Raw genomic sequence first — 20,117 nt, forward strand, 5'->3', positions numbered from 1 at the left:
CCTAATTTAATTTAAAATCTGAAATATCCATTCCAAAATATAAACCTTTTTCTTTCATTTTATTTTCTAATTCTTCTAGTGATTTTTTACCAAAATTTCTCATTTTTAACATAGTGGATTTACTACATTTCACTAAATCATATATAGATTCTATAGAAGCATTTTTTAAACAATTTTTTGTACGAACAGATAAATCCATATCCATTAATTTAGATTTTAATAATGTTCGCATTCGTAAAAATTCATCATCATATTTTTTTGCTTTATTATTAATCTCATTATTTTCTATTTTTCCTATTTTTTCATGAGAAAAAATAGAAAAGTATTTTATCAGGATTAAAGACGCTTCCATTAAAGCGATTTTTGGACAGATAGATCCATCTGTTTTTATTTCTAAAGAAAGACTTTCAAAGTCTGTTTTTTTACCTACTCGGCAATTTTCAACTGTATATTTTACATTTTTTATAGGAGTATAAATAGAATCTATAGGAATATTTCCTATTAAATCTTCATCTTTTTTATTCATTTCAGCAGGAATATACCCTCTTCCTTCTTCTATAGTAAAACTCATTTCTAATGGAACTGATTTTTCTTTATTACAAAGAACTAAATCTTTGTTAATAATTTGAAAACTAGAAATAAATTCATTTAACATATCTCCAGTAATTTTTTCATGATTCTTAATTAGGATGTTCACTATTTCTTTAGAAACTCCATCAATTTTCTTCTTGAAACGAATTTTTTTAAAATTTAAAATAATTTCAGTTACATCTTCCACTATTCCTTCTATTGTAGAAAACTCATATTTTACTCCTTTTACTCTAATCGAGGTTACAGCATAACCTTTTAAAGAGCCTAATAAAACTCTTCTTAAAGAATTTCCTAACGTTAAACCATATCCTGGCTCCAAAGGTTGTAAATGAAAAATACCATTTTTATCCGAAAGTTCTGATACCGTGATCTTATCAGGTTGAACAAAATCAATAATAGACATATAATTTTTCCTTATTTTGAATAAAACTCAACAATGAGTTGTTCTTTAATGTTTTCGGGAATTTCCTTTCTCTTTGGCATAATTCTAAATATTCCAAACATTTCTTTTTCATTTGAAACTAACCAATCCATTACAGATCTTGTTTTATCATTTATAGTATTTAATATAACAGGATGTTTTTTAGATTTATTTTTCACACTTATACGATCTCCAACTTTTAATTTAAAAGATGGAATATTAACAATATGATCATTTACCATAATATGCCTATGAGAGACTATCTGACGGGCAGATGATCTAGATGGAGCAAAATTTAAACGAAAAACAATATTATCCAAACGTGATTCACACTCTTGTAATAATAATTCTCCAGTTATTCCTTTTTTTCTTGAAACCTCAAAGAATAATTTTTTGAATTGATTTTCTAATATACCATAAGTATATTTAGCTTTTTGTTTTTCTGATAGTTGAATAAAATATTCTGAACGTTTTACTCTACGACGACTATTTCCATGTTGACCAGATGGATATCTTCTTCTGTCAAAATATTTATCTTCTCCATATATACATTCTCCAAACTTACGAGAAATTTTTGTTTTTGGTCCTACATATCTTGCCATAAAAATATTTATAAATAAATTTTTATACTCTTCTCCTTTTAGGAGGACGACAACCGTTATGAGGTAACGGTGTTATATCCTTTATTATAGTTACTATCAAGCCAGAATTACTCAAGGATCTTATAGCAGAATCTCTTCCACCTCCAGGTCCTTTAATATTTATTTCTATTTTTTTTATTCCAGCATTTAATCCTTTTTTTGCTACATCTTCTGCCGCTATTTGAGCAGCATATGGAGTATTTTTTTTGGATCCTTTAAAGTTCATTTTTCCGGCAGAAGACCATGCTATTACATCTCCTTTTTTATTAGTTAAAGTAATAATAATATTATTAAAAGTAGATTGAATATGTGCAACTCCAAAAGAATCAACTATTACAGATTTTTTTTTCTTTAATAACTTTTTTTTTCCATACATAGTAAAAATTTTTTTATTTCGTAATCTTCTTCTTATTTGCTACAGTTTTCTTTTTCCCTTTTCTTGTCCTACAATTATTTTTTGTTTTCTGTCCTCTTAATGGTAAATGTTTTCTGTGTCTAGTACCCCTATAACATCCAATATCCATTAGTCTCTTAATACTTAATTGTACTTCTGACCTTAATTCTCCTTCAATTTTTATATAATCTGATACATATTTTCTTATACGACTTAATTCTTCATCAGACCAATTTTTTACTTTAACATTTTCATCAATTCTAACAGATAATAATATTTTTTTAGATAAACTTATATTTATTCCATACAAATAAGTAAGTCCAATTACACCTCTTTTTGATTTAGGGATATCAATCCCTGATATTCTAATTCTGGACATAAATTACTAACCTTGTCTTTGTTTAAATCTAGGATTTTTTTTATTAATAATTCGCAAACGACCTTTTCTAATAATAATTTTACAATCTTTTGTCCTTTTTTTTAAAGATGATTTAATTTTCATAAAAATTTTTTTTTAATATCTATACGTAATTCTTCCCCTTTCTAAATCATAAGAAGACATTTCTAATTTAACTTTATCACCAGGTAATATTTTAATATAATGCATCCTCATTTTACCAGAAATATGAGCTTTAACAATACATCCATTTTCCAATTCTACACGAAACATTGCATTTGGAGATGATTCTATAATTTTACCGTCAACTTCAATATGTTTTTGTTTAGCCATACACTTTCTTTATATTTGTTATAAATATAACAAAAAATTAAATTTTATTATATAAATTATATGGGATACCTAATGTTTCTATTTTTCATCATCATTAAATCATCATAATAATAATTTAATAAATGCATATTCACTTGTTGAATAATATCTAAAACAACTCCAACTAAGATTAACAAAGAAGTTCCTCCATAAAATAGGGAAAAATTTTGGGTGATTCCAATACGAAAAACAATAGAAGGTAATATAGCTATTAAAGCTAATAAAATAGAACCAGGAAATGTTATTTTAGACAAAATAGAATCTAAATATTTTGCTGTATCTTTTCCAGGTTTAATTTTAGGTATATGTCCTCCATTTCTTTTTAAATCATCAGCTATTTGATTCACTGGAATAGTAATAGCTGTATAAAAAAAAGTAAAAATTATAACTAAACTTGAAAAGGCTAAATTATACCATAAACCATATACATCTTGAAATAAATGAAAAAAATTTTTTATTTTATTATTGGATACATAATCATAAAAAGTTAAAGGAAAAAGCATAATTGCCTGAGAAAAAATAATTGGCATTACACCTGCAGATGTCATTTTTAATGGAATATACTGATGTTTTCTATGCATTATTTTAGAACTAAAGACTGTTGATTTATGATGAGAAACATATTGAACTTGTATTTTCCTAATTGCTTGTATAATTACAATAGAAAAAAGGATAACTAATAACCATAACATTAATTCAAGAAATAAAACTATTAAACCACCATGTCCGACTTCGGTTTTATTATATATTTCTTTAATTACTGCGTCTGGAAAACGAGCTACAATTCCTGACATGATAATTAAAGATATTCCATTTCCAACACCTTCTTCTGTCATCTTATCTCCTAACCACATAGTGAATATTGTTCCAGAAGTTAATACAACCATCCCTATAATCCAAAATAACATTTTTTCATAAAAAAAATCTATATTTAACAAATAAGCATGAGATAAAGTAGTATAAGGAATAAATTGCTTTGTTAAAGATATCAAATACAAAGGACCCTGAATCATACATATTCCAATAGTTAACCATCTTATTATTAGATTTACTTGTTTTTTTCCACTTTCTCCATCCTTTTGCAGTCTTTGTAAAGAAGGAACAACTAAACACATTAATTGTATAATAATAGAAGCAGAAATATAAGGCATTATACCTAATGCAAAAATAGAAGCACGATTAAATGCCCCTCCTGTGAAAGAAGATAAAATTTGCATAATTCCCTTGGATCCTAAATTCATTTTATCTATAAAATCACTGATACCTAAAGGATTAATTCCAGGAAGAGGAATATATGCACCTAATCGGTATATTAATAAAAAATTTAAAGTTGTTATTATTTTATCACGTAATTCTTTTGCATTCCAAATATTATGAAATATAGTGAAGAAATTTTTCATTTCTATTCAAATAAAGCTTTTCCTCCAGATTTATTTATAACAAAAAGTGCTTTTTTACTAAATTTAGAAGCTTTTATTTTTAATGAATAACAAAATTTATTTTTTCCTGATAAAATTTTGATAATAGAATTTTTTTTAATTAATTTTTTCTCATATAAAACACTTTTAGTTATGATATTCTCATTGGATATTTTTTTATCATTTATCCACTTTTGTAAAGTGTCCAAACTAATTACAAAATATTTTTTTTTATTATAACTACGAAATCCAAATTTTGGAATTCTTCTTTGTATAGGCATCTGTCCTCCTTCAAATCCTACTTTTTTAGAAAATCCAGAGCGAGATTTCGCTCCTTTATGTCCTCTTCCACAAGTTCCTCCTTTCCCACTTCCTTGTCCTCTACCTAATCTCAATTTTTTCTTTTTAGATCCTTTTTTTGGAGTTAAATATTTTAATGATTGCATAAAATTAATTAATCTATAAAATTACCCATTGTATACTCTTTCAATGGAAATTCCTCTTTGTTTTGCTATTATTTTAACATCCCTCATATAACTGAGAGCTTTTATTGTTGCTTTAATAATATTATGAGGATTTGAAGATCCTTTTGATTTAGATAAAACATTCCTTAATCCAACAGATTCAAGAACAGCTCTTAAAGGTCCTCCAGCTATTACTCCTGTACCTTCAGATGCTGGTTTAATTAAAATTTTAGCCCCTCCATATTTTGCTTCTTGTTCATGAGGAATAGTTCCATTAGGCAATATACAAACTTTACATAAACTTTTTTTTGCTCTTTCTCCAGCTTTACGAATTGCATCAGGTGCTTCTTTTGATTTTCCAAAACCATAACCAACCATTCCTTTTTCATTACCTTTAATAACGATAGCGCTAAAACTAAAATATCTTCTTCCTTTAGTTACCTTGCATACTCTAGTCACGCCAATCAATTTTTCTCTTAATTCTAATCCAAGATATTTTTTTTTTTTTTCTTTATCAGATGTATTTTGGGCTTTCATATAATATCAAATTAAAAATCTAATTCTTTCTCTCTTGCTCCTTCAGCTAAAGATTTCACTCGTCCATGATATAAATATCTACCTTTATCAAAAACAACTTTTTTTATATTTAATTTTTTAGCTCTTTCACCTAAAAGTTTTCCAACTTCATTGGAAATTTCCATTTTTGTTTTTGATTGATTCATCAATAATAACTTTTTTTCTTGAGAAGATGAGTATGTCAATGTTTTTCCGGTTTGATCATCTATCAATTGAGCATATATAGCTTTATTACTTCTAAAAATAGATATTCTCGGTTTATCTAATTTTCCAAGAAAATTTTTTTTTCTTTTAAAATTCTTTTTTACCATAATATAATATTTTTTATTATTACGTCATATATATCTTTATTTATTACGTCAATAATAACTAAGCAGTTTTACCTTCTTTTCTTCTGATTTCTTCTTTCAAATATCTAATTCCTTTTCCTTTATATGGTTCTGGTTTTCTAAAAGAACGAATTTTTGCAGCAACTAAACCCAATAATTGTTTATTATACGATTTTAAAAGTAAAATAAAATTACTTCCTTTTTCTGTTTTTATATCTACAGATATTTCTTTTGGAATTTGAATCATAATACTATGAGAAAAACCCAAATTTAATTCTAAAATATTATTATCTCTATTAATAGCTCTATATCCAACACCTACCAATTCTAATTCTTTTTTAAATCCTTTAGTTACTCCTTGAATCATATTAAAAATTAAAACACGATATAAACCATGTAGAGATTTAATTTTTTTAGATTCTATATTTCTAGTTAAATATAACTTATTATTATCTATTAATAATTTTATCTCCTCAGGAATTTTCAGGTTTAAAACACCTAATTTTCCTTTAACAATTATTAAATTTTTATCAATTTTTATATTTAAATCTTTAGGAATAAAGATAGGAATTTTTCCAATTTTAGACATAGAAAATATATTTTTCTAATATATATAACACAATATTTCTCCTCCTAATTTTCTTTTTCTTGCTTGTTTATCCGTTAAAATACCATAAGATGTAGAAAGTATAGCTATACCCAATCCATTCAAAACACGAGGTAGTTCTTTGTATTTTGAATATTTTCTTAGACCTGGCTTGCTTATTCTAATAATTTTTTGTATTACTGATACATTTTTATAATATTTTAAAGCAATCTTAATCGTTTTTATTTTTTTATCTCCTAATTTATAATCAAATATATAACCATTATCTAATAAAACTTTGGATATTCCTTCTCTTATATTAGAAAATGGAACTTCTATGAATTTATGTTTAACCATACAAGCATTTCTAATTCGAGTTAAAAAATCTGCAATAGGATCAGTATACATAAAAATTACCAACTTGCTTTCTTAACTCCGGGAATAAGACCTTGAGAAACCATATCTCTAAAAACAATGCGGGAAATACCAAATTTCCTCATATAACCTCTACATCTTCCAGTAATAGAACATCTATTTTTTAAACGGACAGGAGATGCATTTCTAGGCAACTTTTGTAACAATTCATAATTCTTAGAGTCTTTCAAAAACTTACGTTTTTTCGCATATTTTAAAACTATTTTTTCTCTTTTTCTTTGTCTTGCTTTTACTGATTCTTTAGCCATATTTTCTATTTATTTTTAAATGGAATACCAAATGAAGATAAAAGATCTTTTCCTTCTATATCACTTTTTGCAGACGTTACAAACGTAATATTCATTCCCATATTTTTTTTTATCTTATCTATATTTATTTCTGGATAAATCACTTGTTCGTTAATTCCAAGATTATAATTTCCAAAACCATCAAAACTGTTATTCTTTAAACCTTCAAAGTCTCTTACTCTTGGCAAAGAAATTACAATTAACCTTTCCAAAAATTCATACATCCTAACTTTTCTCAAAGTAACCATTACACCTATAGGTGTACCTTTTCTCAACTTAAATCCAGATTCATCATGTTTAGAATAACATAAAACAGATTTTTGTCCAGTTATAGAAGATATTTCTTTTAATGAAAAATCAACTATTTTTTTATCTAAAACAAAAAATGATCCTATTCCTTGATGAATAATTATTTTTTTTAATCTTGGAACTTCCATAACAGAAGTATATTTAAACTTTTTCATCAATTTAGGAATAATTTCAATATTATATAATATTTTTAATCTAGGATGATAAATCATGAGTTTATCTTTTTGACATTTGAAATATGTATAGGCGCTTCTTTTTCTACAATAGAACCTTTCAGATTATTTCTATTTGGTTTTAAATGTTTTTTAATCATATTAATACCATGTATTAATACTTTATTTTTTTTTTTAATAACCTTTAGGATTGTTCCTTTTTTTCCTTTATTATTACCAGATAAAATATATACTAAATCTCCTTTTTTCATATATAAAAATATGTTTATAAAACTTCCTGTGCTAATGATATAATCTTCATGTATTCTTTATCTCTTAATTCTCTAGCAACAGGGCCAAAAACTCTAGTTCCCATTATTTCTCCAGTAGTGTTAATAAGAACACATGCATTATCATCAAAACATATATAAGAACCGTCTTTTCTCCTTTTTCTATTTTTTGTCCGAATAATAATAGCTTTTATTACTTGACCTTTTTTCACTAATCCACCCGAAACTGCTTCTTTAATAGTAACAATAATAGAATCTCCCAATGATGCATATTTTTTTCCTGTACCACCTAAAACTCTAATAATTAAAGCTTCTTTTGCTCCTGTGTTATCCGAAACTCTACATCTAGATTCTTGTTGTAACATATATAATTTATTTTAATATTTCCTTTTTTTTTTCTAAAACAGAAACCAATCTCCAACATTTTTTCTTACTAATAGGACGTGTTTCCATTATAAAGACTACATCACCTTTTTTAGAAATATTTTTCTCATCATGAACCATATACTTTTTTCTTTTCAGAATTCTTTTCTCATAAAATTTATGTTTTACTCTTTTTATTTCAGAAACAATAACAGTTTTATCCATTTTATCACTAGTGACTATTCCTTTTCTTTCTTTTCTTTTTTTCCTAATCTTAATAAAAGAATCTTTATTCTTTTTATCTTGAATAATCATTTTGCTTTTTTTCTATTAAATTCAGTTTTTAATTTAGCTATATCTCTTCTTAACCATCTAATTTCCATAGTATTTTTTTTTAAACCAATAGAATGATCAAATTTCATTTTTTTGTAATCATTTCTTTTATTTTCTAAATATTTTAGAATTTCTTTTTCAGAAAGTATTTTCAAGTCAGAATATTTCATATATATTCTTTAGAATAAATAAATTTTATTTTTATAGGTAATTTTTGTGCAGCTAATCTTAAAGCTTCTTTTGCTATATCAATAGTAACTCCATCTATTTCAAATAAAATTCTTCCTGGTTTTACCACTGCAACCCAAAATTCCACAGGCCCCTTTCCTTTTCCCATACGTACTTCTTGTGGCTTTTTTGTAGCAGGTTTATCTGGAAAAATATTTATCCATAAATTTCCTTCTCTTTTCATATATCTTGTGGCAGCAACACGAGCAGCTTCTAATTGCTTAGAACTAATCCATCCTCCTTCTAAAGCTTTTATCCCATATAAACCTCTCGATAAAAATATTCCTTTTGACGCATACCCACGTATTCTTCCTTTCTGTCTTTTCTTATATTTTGTTTTTTTCGGTTGTAACATATTTTTATCAAAACTTTTTTCTACGAAATGTTTTATGGTTAGAAAATCTATATTTTTTTTGCATTAATGAAGGAGATAATTCTTTTTTTCCATATATTTCTCCTTTCATTATCCATACTTTAACTCCTATACTTCCATATATTGTATGAGCTACAGACATATAATAATCAACCTCTGCTCTAAACGTACCTAAAGAGATTCTTCCTTCCTTGTAAATCTCACATCTTGCCATCTCTGCTCCATTTAATCTTCCTGATATCTGAATTTTTACACCTTTGGCATTCATTCTCATAGCAGCAATCATAGATAATTTAATTAATTTTTTATAAGAAATTCTATTTTCTAATTGTCTTACCAAATTTTTTGCAACTAAAGGAGCATCTAATTCAGGACGTTTCACTTCAGATATATTTATTTGAATTTCTTTTTTCGTTAGTTTTTTTAATTCTTTTCTTACAGTATCAACTTCATCTCCACCCTTTCCTATAACAAGAGCTGGACGAGAAGTCCTAATGGTTAAAGTAATGAATTTCATAGTTCGTTCTATAAAAATTCTAGAAATTATTCCTTTAGGAAATCTTGCTTCTATATATCTTCTAACTTTAAAATCTTCTAATATTCTTTCTTTATAATTGTTACACCAACTAGATTGCCATCCTACAATAATACCTAATCGATTCATCATTGGATTCGTTTTTTGTCCCATAATATTTTATCTTTTTTCTAAAACAACTAAAATTTTACTCGATCTTTTCCTTATTCTATTTCCTCTTCCTTGAGGGACTGGACGTAATCTTTTCAAAGTTTTTCCTTGATTAACTACTATTTTACCAATATATAAATTAGAATCTTTTTCCAAAATATTTTTATAAATTTTATTCCAATTAGATAAAGCAGATAATAGTAATTTTCTCAAAATCAAAGATATTTGATGTTTCTTACTATATTTTAATATATCTAAAGCCTCTTGTATTTCTTTATTTTTAACTAAGTTAACTACTAGCCTAATTTTTCTTGGAGAAATAGAAACTTCATTTGAAGAAGCAAAAATAATATTTTTTTTATGTTCTTCCATAGATAGAATAAATAAAATCTAATTTTTAACTTTTACTTTATTTTTTGATCCAGAATGTTTTCTAAAAGTACGTGTAGGAGCGAATTCACCCAATTTATGTCCAATCATATTTTCTGTTATATAAACAGTGATAAATTGTCTTCCATTATGAACAGAAAAAGTTTGACCTACAAAATCAGGTAAAATAGTAGAAGGTCTAGACCATGTTTTAATAACAATTTTTTTTTCGTTTTTTATATTTTTTAAAACTTTTTTGTACAATTTATGAGAAACATAAGGTCCTTTTTTAAGAGATCTTGCCATAATTTATTTTTTTCTTCTTTGCAAAATATATTTATCAGAATATTTTTTTTTCGAACGTGTTCGAAAACCTTTAGATGGAATTCCTTTCCTACTTCTAGGTATACCACCAGAAGCTTTCCCTTCACCACCTCCCATTGGGTGATCTACAGGATTCATTGCCACTCCTCTAGTTCTTGATCTTCTTCCTAGATGTCTATTTTTTCCAGCTTTTCCATATTTTTCTAATTGATGATCAAGGTTTGAAACAATACCTATTGTTGCCATACATTGATTCAATATTATCCTTACTTCTCCAGATGGAAGCTTAATTGTTGCATATTTATTATCTCTTGCATATAATAAAGCATAAGAACCTGCACTTCTAGCTATTTTTGCTCCTTCTCCAGGCCTCAATTCTATACAGGAAATATTTGTCCCTAAAGGAATTTCACTTAGAAAAGTAGAATTTCCTATATTAAACGGTATTCCTTTTCCAGAAATAATTTCTTGTCCTATTTTTAATTTATCTAAAGCTAAAATATATCTTTTTTCACCATCTTTATAATGAAGTAAAGCAATAAAAGAAGATCTATTAGGATCATATTCTATAGTTTTTACTATAGAAGTAATTCCAAACTTTCTTCTCTTAAAATCAATTATTCTATACCTTTTTTTATGTCCTCCTCCAAGATAACGTACAGTCATTTTACCATAATTATTCCTTCCTCCAGATTTTGATTTTCCTCTTGTTAAATTTCTATCAGGAATAGAATGTGTAATTTGATCAAAATTATTAACTATCTTAAAACGTTGACCGGGTGTTAATGGTTTTAATTTTCTTATTGACATTAAATTTATTTTTTAGATATATCTATATCTTCTTTTTTTTTCTTAAAAAAACTAATTTTTTGATCTACTTCTAATTTAACAATTGCTTTTTTAACTTTAGAAGTTCTTCCATATAAATATCCTTTTTTAGTATACCTTGATTTATTTTTTCTAGGATAAATCATAGTACAAATTTTTCTCACAGAAACTCCAAACATTTTATTTATTTCTTCTTTAATTTCTTTTTTATTAGAATTAATATATACCAGAAAAGTATAACATAAATTTTTTTCCTTTCCAGATGATTTTTCTGTAAGATAAGGTTGATTTAAAATAATCATAAATTTAAGGGATCAAGAAAATTCTTAATTTTTTTAGCGGAACTCTCCGAGAATAGAATATATGAATATTTTAATAACAAATAACTATTTACTTCACAAATAGTAGATAATCTAAATTTATCTAAATTTCTAGAAGATAAATACAAATTTGTATTTTTTTTTTCGACTATCATTAATAATTTTTCATTTATTAATCCTAAGTATTCTAATATTTTTAAAAAAGGTTTCATTTTTGGTTTATCCAATCTAATGTCTTCTATTATTTTAACTTTATTTTTTTTCAATTTATATTCTATAATAGATTTTCTAACTAAAAATTTAGTTTGTTTGTTCATTTTAGATAAATAAAGTCTTGGACGAGGACCAAAAACTCTTCCTCCTCCTCTAAATATAGGATTTTTTATATCCCCTTTTCTAGATGCACCTGTTCCTTTTTGCCTATGTAATTTTTTTGTACTTCCAGATAAATCACTTCTTTCTTTAGATTTATGTTTTCCATGACGTTGAGCTGATAAATATCTTTTAATTTCTAAATATATAGAATGATTATAAGGTTTTGTCTTTTCAAAAAAATTATCATTTAATACAATCTTACGATTCGTTAATTCACCCTTAATATCTAATATTTCTAACTCCATTTTTTTTCTTTATTATTAAATATGAATTTTTATTACCAGGAACAGATCCTTTTAATAAAAGGACATTGTTATCTAAATCTATTTTTAATAGAATCAAATTTTTTACAGTCATATAACATCCTCCCATTCGTCCACCCATTTTTTTACCTTTAAAAACTCTAGAAGGATCCGATCCTGCTCCAACAGATCCAGGAGATCTTAATCTATTATGTTGCCCATGACTACTTTCTCCTACACCAGAAAATCCATGTCTTTTAACCACTCCTTGAAATCCTTTTCCTTTAGTTTTCCCCTTTACATCAACTAATTCTCCTTCTGAAAATATATTTATATCAATTAAATCTCCCATTTTAATTTCTTCTTTTGAAGAATTTAAGATTTTTCCTCTAAATTCCATTAATTGTTTTTTTGGAGTAATTCCTGCTTTTTTAAAATGACCCTGTAAAGCTTTAGTTGTATGTTTTTTTTTCTTATTTATCATTCCTAATTGAATAGAAGAATAACCATCTTTTTCTAAGTTTTTTATTTGAACAATATAACAAGGATATATTTTTACAATAGTACATGGGATATTTTCCCCATTCTTAGAAAAAATACTAGTCATTCCAAAATGGATTCCCATTAAACCAAACATTTCTTTTTTCATACTTTAATTTCAGCTTCTACACCACTTGGTAATTCTAATTTCATTAAAGCATCTACTGTTTTAGAGGAAGCATTATGAATTTGCAAAAGTCTTTTATGCGTAGGAAGTAAAAATTGTTCCCTTGACTTTTTATTTACATGTGGAGAACGCAATACTGTAAATATTTTTTTCTCTGTAGGTAACGGAACCGGACCATTCAATACAACACCTGTTGGAAGTACAGATTTTACTATTTTCTCAGCCGATTTATCTAATAAATTATAATCATAAGATTTTAATTTAATTTTTATATCATGCCCCATGCTTATTTATTTTCTTATTTTTTCTTAATTTTCTTTTTTTTATCATCTAAATTATTCTTTTCTTGCTTTTGATTTACAAAGATTATGTTTTCCATTATATTTTTTGGAACTACATCATAGTGATAAAATTCCATAGTTGATGTTCCTCTACCTGAGGAAAGAGTTCTTAAGATAGTAACGTAACCAAACATTTCAGATAAAGGAACTAAAGACTGAATTATTTTTATATTTTTTTTGTCATTCATATTTTGTACAATTCCCCTCCTACGATTCAAATCACCTATTACATCTCCCATATTTTCTTCTGGTACTACTATCTCCAATTTCATAATTGGTTCTAAAAGAATAGGTTTAGTTTTTTTTACTGCTTTTTTAAAACCTAATCTTCCTGCTATTTCAAATGCTAATTGATCAGAATCAACAGAATGATAAGATCCGTCTAAAATAATTATTCTTGCGTTATCAATTTCATATCCTGACAAAGGGCCTCTTTTCATCATTTCTACACAACCCTTTTTTATTGATGGAATATATTCTTTAGGAATATTTCCACCTTTTATTTTATTAATGAATTCTAAACCTTTACTTCCTTTACTTCCCGGACCAACTTTAAACAAAATATCAGCATATTTACCACGTCCTCCTGTTTGTTTTTTATATATTTCTCTATGTTCTACCAAAGTAGTTAGCGCTTCTTTATATTCTACTTTTGGTTTACCTTGATTAACTTCTACTTTGAATTCTCTATTCATTCTGTCTAAAAGTATTTCTAAATGTAGTTCACCCATACCAGAAATTATAGTTTGTCCTGTATAATTATCTACACGTACTTGAAAAGTTGGATCTTCTTCCATTAGTTTGGACAAAGCTAAACTCATTTTGTCAATATCTGATTTATATTTTGGTTCTATGGCTATTCCTATGACAGGATCAGGAAAAGAAATACTTTCCAAAAGTATTGGGTTTTTTTCATCACATAACGTATCTCCCGTTCTAATATTTTTAAATCCTACTATCGCAGCTATATCTCCTGCTTCTATTTGACAAATAGGATTCTGTTTATTAGCGTGCATTTGATATATACGGGAAATTCTTTCTTTACTTCCAGATCTAGGATTTAAACCATATGATCCTGCTTCTATTTTACCAGAATAAACTCTAAAAAAAGCCAATCGTCCAACAAATGGATCGCTAGCTATTTTAAAAGCTAAAGCAGAAAATGGTTCTTTCTCACTAGGTTTTCTTGTTTCTTTTGTTTGATAAACAGGATGTATACCTACAATATCCTTTACCTCTAAAGGAGAAGGCAAATAACGACATATAGCATCTAATACTGTTTGTACTCCTTTATTTTTAAAAGAAGAACCACATAATATTGGAATAATCTTCATTTCAATTGTGCTTTTATGCAAAGAAGATATTATTTCTTCTTCAGAAATAGAATAATCATTAGATATATACTTTTCCATAAGTACATCATCATATTCAGATAATGATTCGATTAACTTGTTATGATAATCATTTACAATATCTTTCATATTTTCAGGAATAGGTATTTTTTGATACGTTATACCATAATTATGATCATCCCATATAATTGCTTTATTTGATATTAAATCTACTACTCCTTTAAATCCATTTTCAGATCCAATAGGAATTTGTAAAGGAACAGAATGAGCCCCAAACATATCTGTTATTTGGAAACAAACATTAAAAAAATCTGCTCCTTGACGATCCATTTTATTAATAAAAGCTATTCTAGGTATAGAATATTTATCTGCTTGTCTCCATATTGTTTCTGATTGAGGTTCAACTCCATCTACAGCACTAAATAAAACAACCATTCCATCTAATATTCTTAAAGATCTTTCCACTTCTACTGTAAAATCTACATGACCAGGTGTATCTATAATATTGATTTGATATTTCTTATTTTTATAATTCCATTTACAACATGTAGCAGCTGAAGTTATAGTTATTCCACGTTCTTGTTCCTGTAACATCCAATCCATTGTAGCTGTTCCATCATGGACTTCCCCTATTTTATGATTAATTCCTGTGTAAAAAAGAATTCTTTCTGTTGTTGTTGTTTTTCCAGCATCAATATGTGCTGCAATTCCTATATTTCTTGTATATCTTAAATCCTTTGACATGATTAAAATCTAAAATGAGAAAAAGCTTTATTAGCTTCCGCTATTTTATGAATATTTTCCTTTCTTTTTACCGCTTCTCCTTGCTCATTGTAAGCATCAAATATTTCATAAGCCAATCTAGAAGACATTGTTTTTTCTTTTCTAATAGAAGCACAAGAAATAAGTAATTTTATTGCTTTAGTTATTCTGCTGTTAGAAGAAATAGACGTGGGTATTTGTATATTGGATCCTCCCATTCTACGACTTCTAACTTCTACATTAGGTGTAACATTTTTTAATCCATCTTTCCATATTTCTAAAGAGGATTTTTCTTCTTTATCTTTGATTTCCTCTATTTTTTTCATTGCATTATAAAATATCCTATAAGCTAAATTTTTTTTTCCATTTTTCATTAAATGATTGATAAAACGAGAGACAAGAATATCATTAAATCTTGGATCAGGAAAATAAATTCTTTTTCTTTTTTTAGATTTTCTCATTTTATTTTCCTTTTTTTTCTATTTTAGCTCCATACTTACTTCTACTTTTTTTCCTTCCGTTAACCCCCGCAGTATCACGAGCACCACGTACCACTTTATATTTTACTCCTGGTAAATCTTTCACTCTACCTCCTTTTACCAAAACAATTGAATGTTCTTGTAAATTATGTCCCTCTCCATTTATATAACTAATAACTTCTTTACCATTTGTAAAACGAACACGAGCTACTTTTCGCATCGCAGAATTAGGTTTTTTTGGAGTAGTAGTATAAACTCTTGTGCATACTCCTCTTTTTTGCGGACAAAAATCTAAGGCAATAGATTTTCTTTTTTTAGAAGAAGATTTTCTTCCTTTTCTAATTAATTGTTGTATAGTAGGCATAATATACTGCAAATAGTATTTTATCTTTAATAAATAATAATTGCAAATTATATTATTTAATAATAAATTACAACTAATTTGTTTAATAATTAATTTTTTTATTTTTAAATAAATCCTCTTCTGAGGATTCAATTTCTAGTTCGTTATATATATACCTAAAAGTAGAAAGTAAACAAGGTTTTCCATCCACTATAGCTACATTATGCTCAAAATGAGCAGAAAGATCTTGATCAGAAGTTGTTATAGTCCACCCATCTTCATGAAAAATAACATCAGGTTTTCCTTTGTTGACCATAGGTTCTATAGATAGAACAAGACCTTCTTCTAGTTTTAAACCTTCTCCCCTTTTTCCGAAATTAGGAACTTGAGGTTCTTCATGTATTTTTTTTCCTAAACCATGACCTACAAGATCTCTAACTACACTATATCCATATTTTTCAACACTAGATTGAATAGAAAAACCTATATCACCAATATGATTTCCTTTTATACAATTAGATAATCCTTTATATAGGGATTCTTTTGAACACTTGACAAATTTTTTAACATCTTTAGAAACTTTTCCTACTTCAAATGTATATGCATGTTCTCCATAATAACCATTCATATATACACCACAATCTATAGATAAAATATCACCTTCACATAAAAGTTTTTTATTAGGTATTCCATGTACTACTTGATTATTTGGTGAAGAACATAAAGTATGATCAAAATTATATAATCCTAGAAAAGCAGGCATACCTCCATGATCTCTAATAAATTTTTCAGCTATTTTATCCAAATAAAGAGAATTTATTCCTGGTTTAATTTCTTTTGCCAACATTCCCAATGTTTTAGATGCTAAAAAAGCACTTTTTTTAATAAGAATTATTTCTTCAATTGTTTTTATCATATTCTTCGAATATAATTTATTTGATATTTCCTAATTTTAATTTATTATGGAACATCCATTCATAATTTTAGGTTTTTGCAAACCCATTATTTGAATAATAGTAGGAGATACATCAGATAATGTTGCAATTTTTTTTAAACAATTTTTATTTTTATATGTAGAATCTATAAGAATAAAAGGAACTAAAGAATTAGTATGATTTGTATTAGGACTTCCATCTTTATTAATCATGCAATCTGCATTTCCATGATCTCCAACTATTATAACTGTATAATAATTTTTCATAGCTTCCTCAGAACATATTTTCGTACATAAATCTACAAATTCACATGCTTTAATAGTCTCTAACATTTTTCCAGTATGACCAACCATATCTGGATTAGAAAAATTTAAACATACAAAATCAACTTCTTTTTTTTTTAACTCTGGACATATTTTTTTAACTATTTTTTCTGCACTCATTTCGGGTTTTAAATCATAAGTTGAAATTTTTGGAGAATTACATAAAATTCTTCTTTCTTTATCAAAAGGTTTTTCTCTTCCTCCTGAAAAAAAAAAGGTTACATGTGGATATTTTTCTGTCTCAGCTATACGAATTTGTTTTTTCCCTTCTTTTTCTAGTACTTCTCCCAAAGTATTTGACAAATTTTTCTTCTTAAAAAGAATATGAACATTCTTATATATAGGATTGAAACAAGTCATTGTTATATACATTAAATCTAATTTCTTAGAAAAAGAAAAAATTTTCTTACTATTATTTGTCAGTAATTCGGTTATTTGTCTAGAACGATCTGAACGAAAATTAAAACAAAAAACGACATCTCCTTTATCTATTCTGGAAACAGGAACCCCTGATTCATTAACAATAATTATAGGAGGAATAAATTCATCAGTTACTCCATTTTTGTATAATGATGTTATAGAATGAATTATATTATTAGTATATTCACCTTCAGAGTAAACCAAGGCTTTATATGCAATCTTAGTTCTATTCCATCTTTTATCTCTATCCATAGAATAATATCTACCCATCACAGATGATAATTTTCCAACAGATTTTTTTGTTTTTTCTAATAAATTTTTTAGAAAAAAAATTCCACTTTTTTGAAAAGTATCTCTACCATCTGTAAATGCATGTATAAAAACGTTAGATACATTTTTTTGATAAGCAACGTCTAATATAGAGAAAAGATGATTTATATGAGAATGAACTCCTCCATCAGATAACAATCCAATCAAATGAATATTCTTTTTAAATGAAATAACATAATCAAAAATAGGATTTATTTTTTCGAAAAAATCTTCATTATCAATAGATCGATTTATTTCTTCTAAACTTTGAATAATTTTTCGTCCAGACCCTAAACTTATATGACCAACTTCTGAATTCCCCATTTGATTTTCTGGTAAACCAACAAAATAACCCGAAGCATGTAATTTACTAAATGGATATTGTTTATAGCAATAATCTATAAAAGGAGTATGAGCTAATTCAATAGCTGAATATTCAGAATTTTTTGAAGATAAACCCCAACCATCTAATATTAACAACATTAACTTTTTTTTTTCTTTCATCTCAACAAACTTATTCTTTTGAAGATATTGATCTTTATTTTTTCATTAAATTTTCTAATATATTCCTGAATAGTTTCTTCTTCATTTTTTATATATTTTTGATGAAGAAGGGTATTTTCCATAATAAATTTTCTTTTTTTTCCAAGAAAAATTTTTTCTTTTATTTCATTACTTTTATCCTTAGTTTTTTCATTAATATTATGCCAAATAATTTTTTCTTCTTTTTTTATTAAATCATCTGGAATTCCTTGTTCATCTATGGCTATAGGATTCATAGCTGTTATATGCATTGCTATATTTCTAGCAAATAAAATATTTTCAGATAAAGAAGTATCAAAAGATGAAGAAGAACAAATAGAAAAACCTACTAAAGTTGCAATTTTATTATTATGGGTATAATTTATAACAATTGTAGATTCTACATTTTCAAATATTTTCAATTCTAATTTTTCGCAAAATAAACCCATTTTTTCTATAATTATTTGTTGAATAGTCCTATTATTTTCAACTATACTAGATAAAAATTCATTTTTATTTCTATAGAATAATGATTTTTTTGACAAAAAAGATAAAAATTCAATAAATTCAGTACTTCTAGAAAGAAAATCTGTTTCACATGTTAACCCAATTATACTTCCTTTATTAAATTCAGGATTAACAGAAGAAATAATAGAACCTTCTTTTATTTGAATAGATGAACGATTCAATGCTATATTTTCTCCCTTTTTTCTTAGAATATAAATAGCTTTGTCTAAATTTCCTTTAGATTTTATTAAAGATTTTTTACAATCCATAATTCCAATTCCAGTAATTTCTCTAAGCTTTTTTATTTTAGAAGTAGTTATTTTCATGGTTTTACATTTGTAATTAATTTAACTTCTTTCTTTTTTCTTGAATTAAAAATATTAATTCCTTCCTGAATAGAAGATGTTATAACTTTTAAAATAATATCAATAGATTTGGAAGAATCATCATTAGATGGAATAGGATATTTTATTCCATTTGGATTTGTATTAGTGTCAACCATAGCATAAACTGGTATTTTAAGTTTTATCGATTCGGACAAAGCTATTTTTTCTTTGAATGGATCGATTAAAAAAATTCCTCCAGGTAAATGAGTCATAGATGATATACTTCCTAGATTTTTATATAATTTTTCATGTAATCTGTCTATTAATAATCGTTCTTTCTTAGAAAAAGAAGAAAATGTTCCATTTTTTTTCAATTTATCTATGTTATTCATTTTCTTTACAGAACGACGTATGGTCATAAAATTAGTCAAAAAACCCCCTAGCCATCTTTCTGTAACAAACGGCATATTTACATTTTTAGCGTAAAATGCTACTTTTTCCTGAGCCTGAGCTTTTGTTCCTACTAACAAAATTTTTTTTCCCATAGAAACAATTTTTTTTAAACTGTTACAGGCTTGATCTAATTTTTCTATTGTTTTTGATAAATCTATAATATGGAAGCCCCTTTTTTTCATGAATATAAAAGGACGCATATTTGGATTCCATTTGCATGCAATATGTCCAAAATGAACTCCAGCTTTCAATAAATCTTTAGTATTAATTTTCATA

Annotated in this window: 34 protein-coding genes; all 34 read right to left on the reverse strand. The window is 26.3% G+C overall.

Features of this window, described 5'->3' with window-relative positions; all coding sequences use genetic code 11:
- Position 1: 1 nt before the first annotated feature.
- The 34 genes from H0H78_RS01780 to rpsB all read right to left on the reverse strand — a co-directional run bounded on the left by H0H78_RS01780 (position 2) and on the right by rpsB (position 20,116).
- Complete coding sequence (locus tag H0H78_RS01780) at positions 2 to 994, reverse strand: DNA-directed RNA polymerase subunit alpha (RefSeq protein WP_185850794.1); 993 nt, start codon at positions 992 to 994, stop codon at positions 2 to 4.
- A gap of 11 nt (positions 995 to 1,005) precedes the next feature.
- A complete protein-coding gene (gene rpsD / locus H0H78_RS01785) occupies positions 1,006 to 1,614 on the reverse strand; it encodes a 30S ribosomal protein S4 (RefSeq protein ID WP_185850795.1) in 609 nt (202 codons plus the stop codon).
- Positions 1,615 to 1,636: 22 nt separating this feature from the next.
- Positions 1,637 to 2,029: a 30S ribosomal protein S11 gene (rpsK, locus tag H0H78_RS01790; protein ID WP_185850796.1), complete on the reverse strand. Its 393-nt coding sequence runs from the start codon at positions 2,027 to 2,029 to the stop codon at positions 1,637 to 1,639.
- Positions 2,030 to 2,042: 13 nt separating this feature from the next.
- Positions 2,043 to 2,426, reverse strand: a complete 384-nt coding sequence (gene rpsM, locus H0H78_RS01795) for a 30S ribosomal protein S13 (protein ID WP_185850797.1) — start codon at positions 2,424 to 2,426, stop codon at positions 2,043 to 2,045.
- A gap of 6 nt (positions 2,427 to 2,432) precedes the next feature.
- Positions 2,433 to 2,549, reverse strand: coding sequence for a 50S ribosomal protein L36 (rpmJ, locus tag H0H78_RS01800; RefSeq protein WP_185850798.1), 117 nt, complete (start codon positions 2,547 to 2,549; stop codon positions 2,433 to 2,435).
- 12 nt (positions 2,550 to 2,561) lie between these two features.
- Positions 2,562 to 2,777, reverse strand: a complete 216-nt coding sequence (gene infA, locus H0H78_RS01805; RefSeq protein ID WP_185850799.1) for a translation initiation factor IF-1 — start codon at positions 2,775 to 2,777, stop codon at positions 2,562 to 2,564.
- A 56-nt stretch (positions 2,778 to 2,833) separates the two neighbouring features.
- Positions 2,834 to 4,216, reverse strand: a complete 1,383-nt coding sequence (gene secY / locus H0H78_RS01810) for a preprotein translocase subunit SecY (RefSeq protein ID WP_185850800.1) — start codon at positions 4,214 to 4,216, stop codon at positions 2,834 to 2,836.
- A gap of 2 nt (positions 4,217 to 4,218) precedes the next feature.
- Entirely contained in the window at positions 4,219 to 4,680 is a 462-nt protein-coding gene (gene rplO / locus H0H78_RS01815) for a 50S ribosomal protein L15 (RefSeq protein WP_185850801.1), read from the reverse strand.
- A 21-nt stretch (positions 4,681 to 4,701) separates the two neighbouring features.
- Positions 4,702 to 5,235 (reverse strand): 30S ribosomal protein S5, encoded by a 534-nt coding sequence (rpsE, locus tag H0H78_RS01820; RefSeq protein ID WP_185850802.1) that lies wholly within the window; start codon positions 5,233 to 5,235, stop codon positions 4,702 to 4,704.
- 11 nt (positions 5,236 to 5,246) lie between these two features.
- The gene (gene rplR, locus H0H78_RS01825) at positions 5,247 to 5,585 is read right to left on the reverse strand and encodes a 50S ribosomal protein L18 (protein WP_185850803.1); all 339 of its coding nucleotides are present in this window, start codon (positions 5,583 to 5,585) and stop codon (positions 5,247 to 5,249) included.
- 58 nt (positions 5,586 to 5,643) lie between these two features.
- A complete protein-coding gene (gene rplF, locus H0H78_RS01830; RefSeq protein WP_185850804.1) occupies positions 5,644 to 6,192 on the reverse strand; it encodes a 50S ribosomal protein L6 in 549 nt (182 codons plus the stop codon).
- 15 nt (positions 6,193 to 6,207) lie between these two features.
- On the reverse strand, positions 6,208 to 6,597 hold the full coding sequence (rpsH, locus tag H0H78_RS01835) for a 30S ribosomal protein S8 (RefSeq protein ID WP_185850805.1): 390 nt from the start codon (positions 6,595 to 6,597) through the stop codon (positions 6,208 to 6,210).
- 5 nt (positions 6,598 to 6,602) lie between these two features.
- On the reverse strand, positions 6,603 to 6,872 hold the full coding sequence (gene rpsN, locus H0H78_RS01840) for a 30S ribosomal protein S14 (RefSeq protein ID WP_185850806.1): 270 nt from the start codon (positions 6,870 to 6,872) through the stop codon (positions 6,603 to 6,605).
- 5 nt (positions 6,873 to 6,877) lie between these two features.
- Complete coding sequence (gene rplE / locus H0H78_RS01845) at positions 6,878 to 7,432, reverse strand: 50S ribosomal protein L5 (RefSeq protein WP_185850807.1); 555 nt, start codon at positions 7,430 to 7,432, stop codon at positions 6,878 to 6,880.
- Complete coding sequence (gene rplX / locus H0H78_RS01850) at positions 7,429 to 7,644, reverse strand: 50S ribosomal protein L24 (protein WP_185850808.1); 216 nt, start codon at positions 7,642 to 7,644, stop codon at positions 7,429 to 7,431. Before rplX ends, rplE begins: the two co-directional genes overlap by 4 nt.
- Before the next feature lie 14 nt (positions 7,645 to 7,658).
- A complete protein-coding gene (gene rplN / locus H0H78_RS01855) occupies positions 7,659 to 8,027 on the reverse strand; it encodes a 50S ribosomal protein L14 (RefSeq protein ID WP_185850809.1) in 369 nt (122 codons plus the stop codon).
- Positions 8,028 to 8,034: 7 nt separating this feature from the next.
- A complete protein-coding gene (gene rpsQ / locus H0H78_RS01860; RefSeq protein ID WP_394366919.1) occupies positions 8,035 to 8,340 on the reverse strand; it encodes a 30S ribosomal protein S17 in 306 nt (101 codons plus the stop codon).
- Positions 8,337 to 8,528, reverse strand: coding sequence for a 50S ribosomal protein L29 (rpmC, locus tag H0H78_RS01865; RefSeq protein WP_185850810.1), 192 nt, complete (start codon positions 8,526 to 8,528; stop codon positions 8,337 to 8,339). Before rpmC ends, rpsQ begins: the two co-directional genes overlap by 4 nt.
- Entirely contained in the window at positions 8,525 to 8,941 is a 417-nt protein-coding gene (gene rplP / locus H0H78_RS01870) for a 50S ribosomal protein L16 (RefSeq protein WP_185850811.1), read from the reverse strand. Before rplP ends, rpmC begins: the two co-directional genes overlap by 4 nt.
- 7 nt (positions 8,942 to 8,948) lie before the next feature.
- Entirely contained in the window at positions 8,949 to 9,647 is a 699-nt protein-coding gene (rpsC, locus tag H0H78_RS01875) for a 30S ribosomal protein S3 (RefSeq protein WP_185850812.1), read from the reverse strand.
- 6 nt (positions 9,648 to 9,653) lie between these two features.
- Positions 9,654 to 10,016, reverse strand: coding sequence for a 50S ribosomal protein L22 (gene rplV, locus H0H78_RS01880; protein WP_185850813.1), 363 nt, complete (start codon positions 10,014 to 10,016; stop codon positions 9,654 to 9,656).
- An 18-nt stretch (positions 10,017 to 10,034) separates the two neighbouring features.
- Positions 10,035 to 10,319 (reverse strand): 30S ribosomal protein S19, encoded by a 285-nt coding sequence (gene rpsS, locus H0H78_RS01885; protein WP_185850814.1) that lies wholly within the window; start codon positions 10,317 to 10,319, stop codon positions 10,035 to 10,037.
- Between the two features lie 3 nt (positions 10,320 to 10,322).
- On the reverse strand, positions 10,323 to 11,147 hold the full coding sequence (gene rplB, locus H0H78_RS01890; RefSeq protein ID WP_185850815.1) for a 50S ribosomal protein L2: 825 nt from the start codon (positions 11,145 to 11,147) through the stop codon (positions 10,323 to 10,325).
- Between the two features lie 5 nt (positions 11,148 to 11,152).
- Positions 11,153 to 11,467 (reverse strand): 50S ribosomal protein L23, encoded by a 315-nt coding sequence (locus H0H78_RS01895; RefSeq protein ID WP_238783739.1) that lies wholly within the window; start codon positions 11,465 to 11,467, stop codon positions 11,153 to 11,155.
- Positions 11,464 to 12,105, reverse strand: coding sequence for a 50S ribosomal protein L4 (gene rplD / locus H0H78_RS01900; RefSeq protein WP_185850816.1), 642 nt, complete (start codon positions 12,103 to 12,105; stop codon positions 11,464 to 11,466). Before rplD ends, H0H78_RS01895 begins: the two co-directional genes overlap by 4 nt.
- A complete protein-coding gene (gene rplC / locus H0H78_RS01905) occupies positions 12,080 to 12,739 on the reverse strand; it encodes a 50S ribosomal protein L3 (RefSeq protein WP_185851274.1) in 660 nt (219 codons plus the stop codon). The genes rplD and rplC overlap by 26 nt, the downstream gene beginning before the upstream one ends.
- An 8-nt stretch (positions 12,740 to 12,747) precedes the next feature.
- Positions 12,748 to 13,053, reverse strand: a complete 306-nt coding sequence (rpsJ, locus tag H0H78_RS01910) for a 30S ribosomal protein S10 (protein WP_014158839.1) — start codon at positions 13,051 to 13,053, stop codon at positions 12,748 to 12,750.
- Between the two features lie 14 nt (positions 13,054 to 13,067).
- The gene (gene fusA / locus H0H78_RS01915) at positions 13,068 to 15,206 is read right to left on the reverse strand and encodes an elongation factor G (protein ID WP_185850817.1); all 2,139 of its coding nucleotides are present in this window, start codon (positions 15,204 to 15,206) and stop codon (positions 13,068 to 13,070) included.
- A gap of 2 nt (positions 15,207 to 15,208) precedes the next feature.
- Positions 15,209 to 15,685 (reverse strand): 30S ribosomal protein S7, encoded by a 477-nt coding sequence (gene rpsG, locus H0H78_RS01920; RefSeq protein ID WP_185850818.1) that lies wholly within the window; start codon positions 15,683 to 15,685, stop codon positions 15,209 to 15,211.
- A gap of 1 nt (position 15,686) precedes the next feature.
- Positions 15,687 to 16,067 (reverse strand): 30S ribosomal protein S12, encoded by a 381-nt coding sequence (gene rpsL, locus H0H78_RS01925; RefSeq protein ID WP_185850819.1) that lies wholly within the window; start codon positions 16,065 to 16,067, stop codon positions 15,687 to 15,689.
- Between the two features lie 82 nt (positions 16,068 to 16,149).
- Entirely contained in the window at positions 16,150 to 16,962 is an 813-nt protein-coding gene (map, locus tag H0H78_RS01930) for a type I methionyl aminopeptidase (protein WP_185850820.1), read from the reverse strand.
- Between the two features lie 36 nt (positions 16,963 to 16,998).
- Positions 16,999 to 18,537, reverse strand: coding sequence for a 2,3-bisphosphoglycerate-independent phosphoglycerate mutase (gene gpmI / locus H0H78_RS01935; protein WP_185850821.1), 1,539 nt, complete (start codon positions 18,535 to 18,537; stop codon positions 16,999 to 17,001).
- Positions 18,534 to 19,388 (reverse strand): translation elongation factor Ts, encoded by an 855-nt coding sequence (gene tsf, locus H0H78_RS01940; RefSeq protein WP_185850822.1) that lies wholly within the window; start codon positions 19,386 to 19,388, stop codon positions 18,534 to 18,536. The genes gpmI and tsf overlap by 4 nt, the downstream gene beginning before the upstream one ends.
- Positions 19,385 to 20,116 (reverse strand): 30S ribosomal protein S2, encoded by a 732-nt coding sequence (gene rpsB, locus H0H78_RS01945; RefSeq protein WP_185850823.1) that lies wholly within the window; start codon positions 20,114 to 20,116, stop codon positions 19,385 to 19,387. Before rpsB ends, tsf begins: the two co-directional genes overlap by 4 nt.
- Position 20,117 lies beyond the last annotated feature (1 nt).

This window comes from Blattabacterium cuenoti (assembly GCF_014251235.1).
GTDB lineage: Bacteria > Bacteroidota > Bacteroidia > Flavobacteriales > Blattabacteriaceae > Blattabacterium > Blattabacterium cuenoti_AF.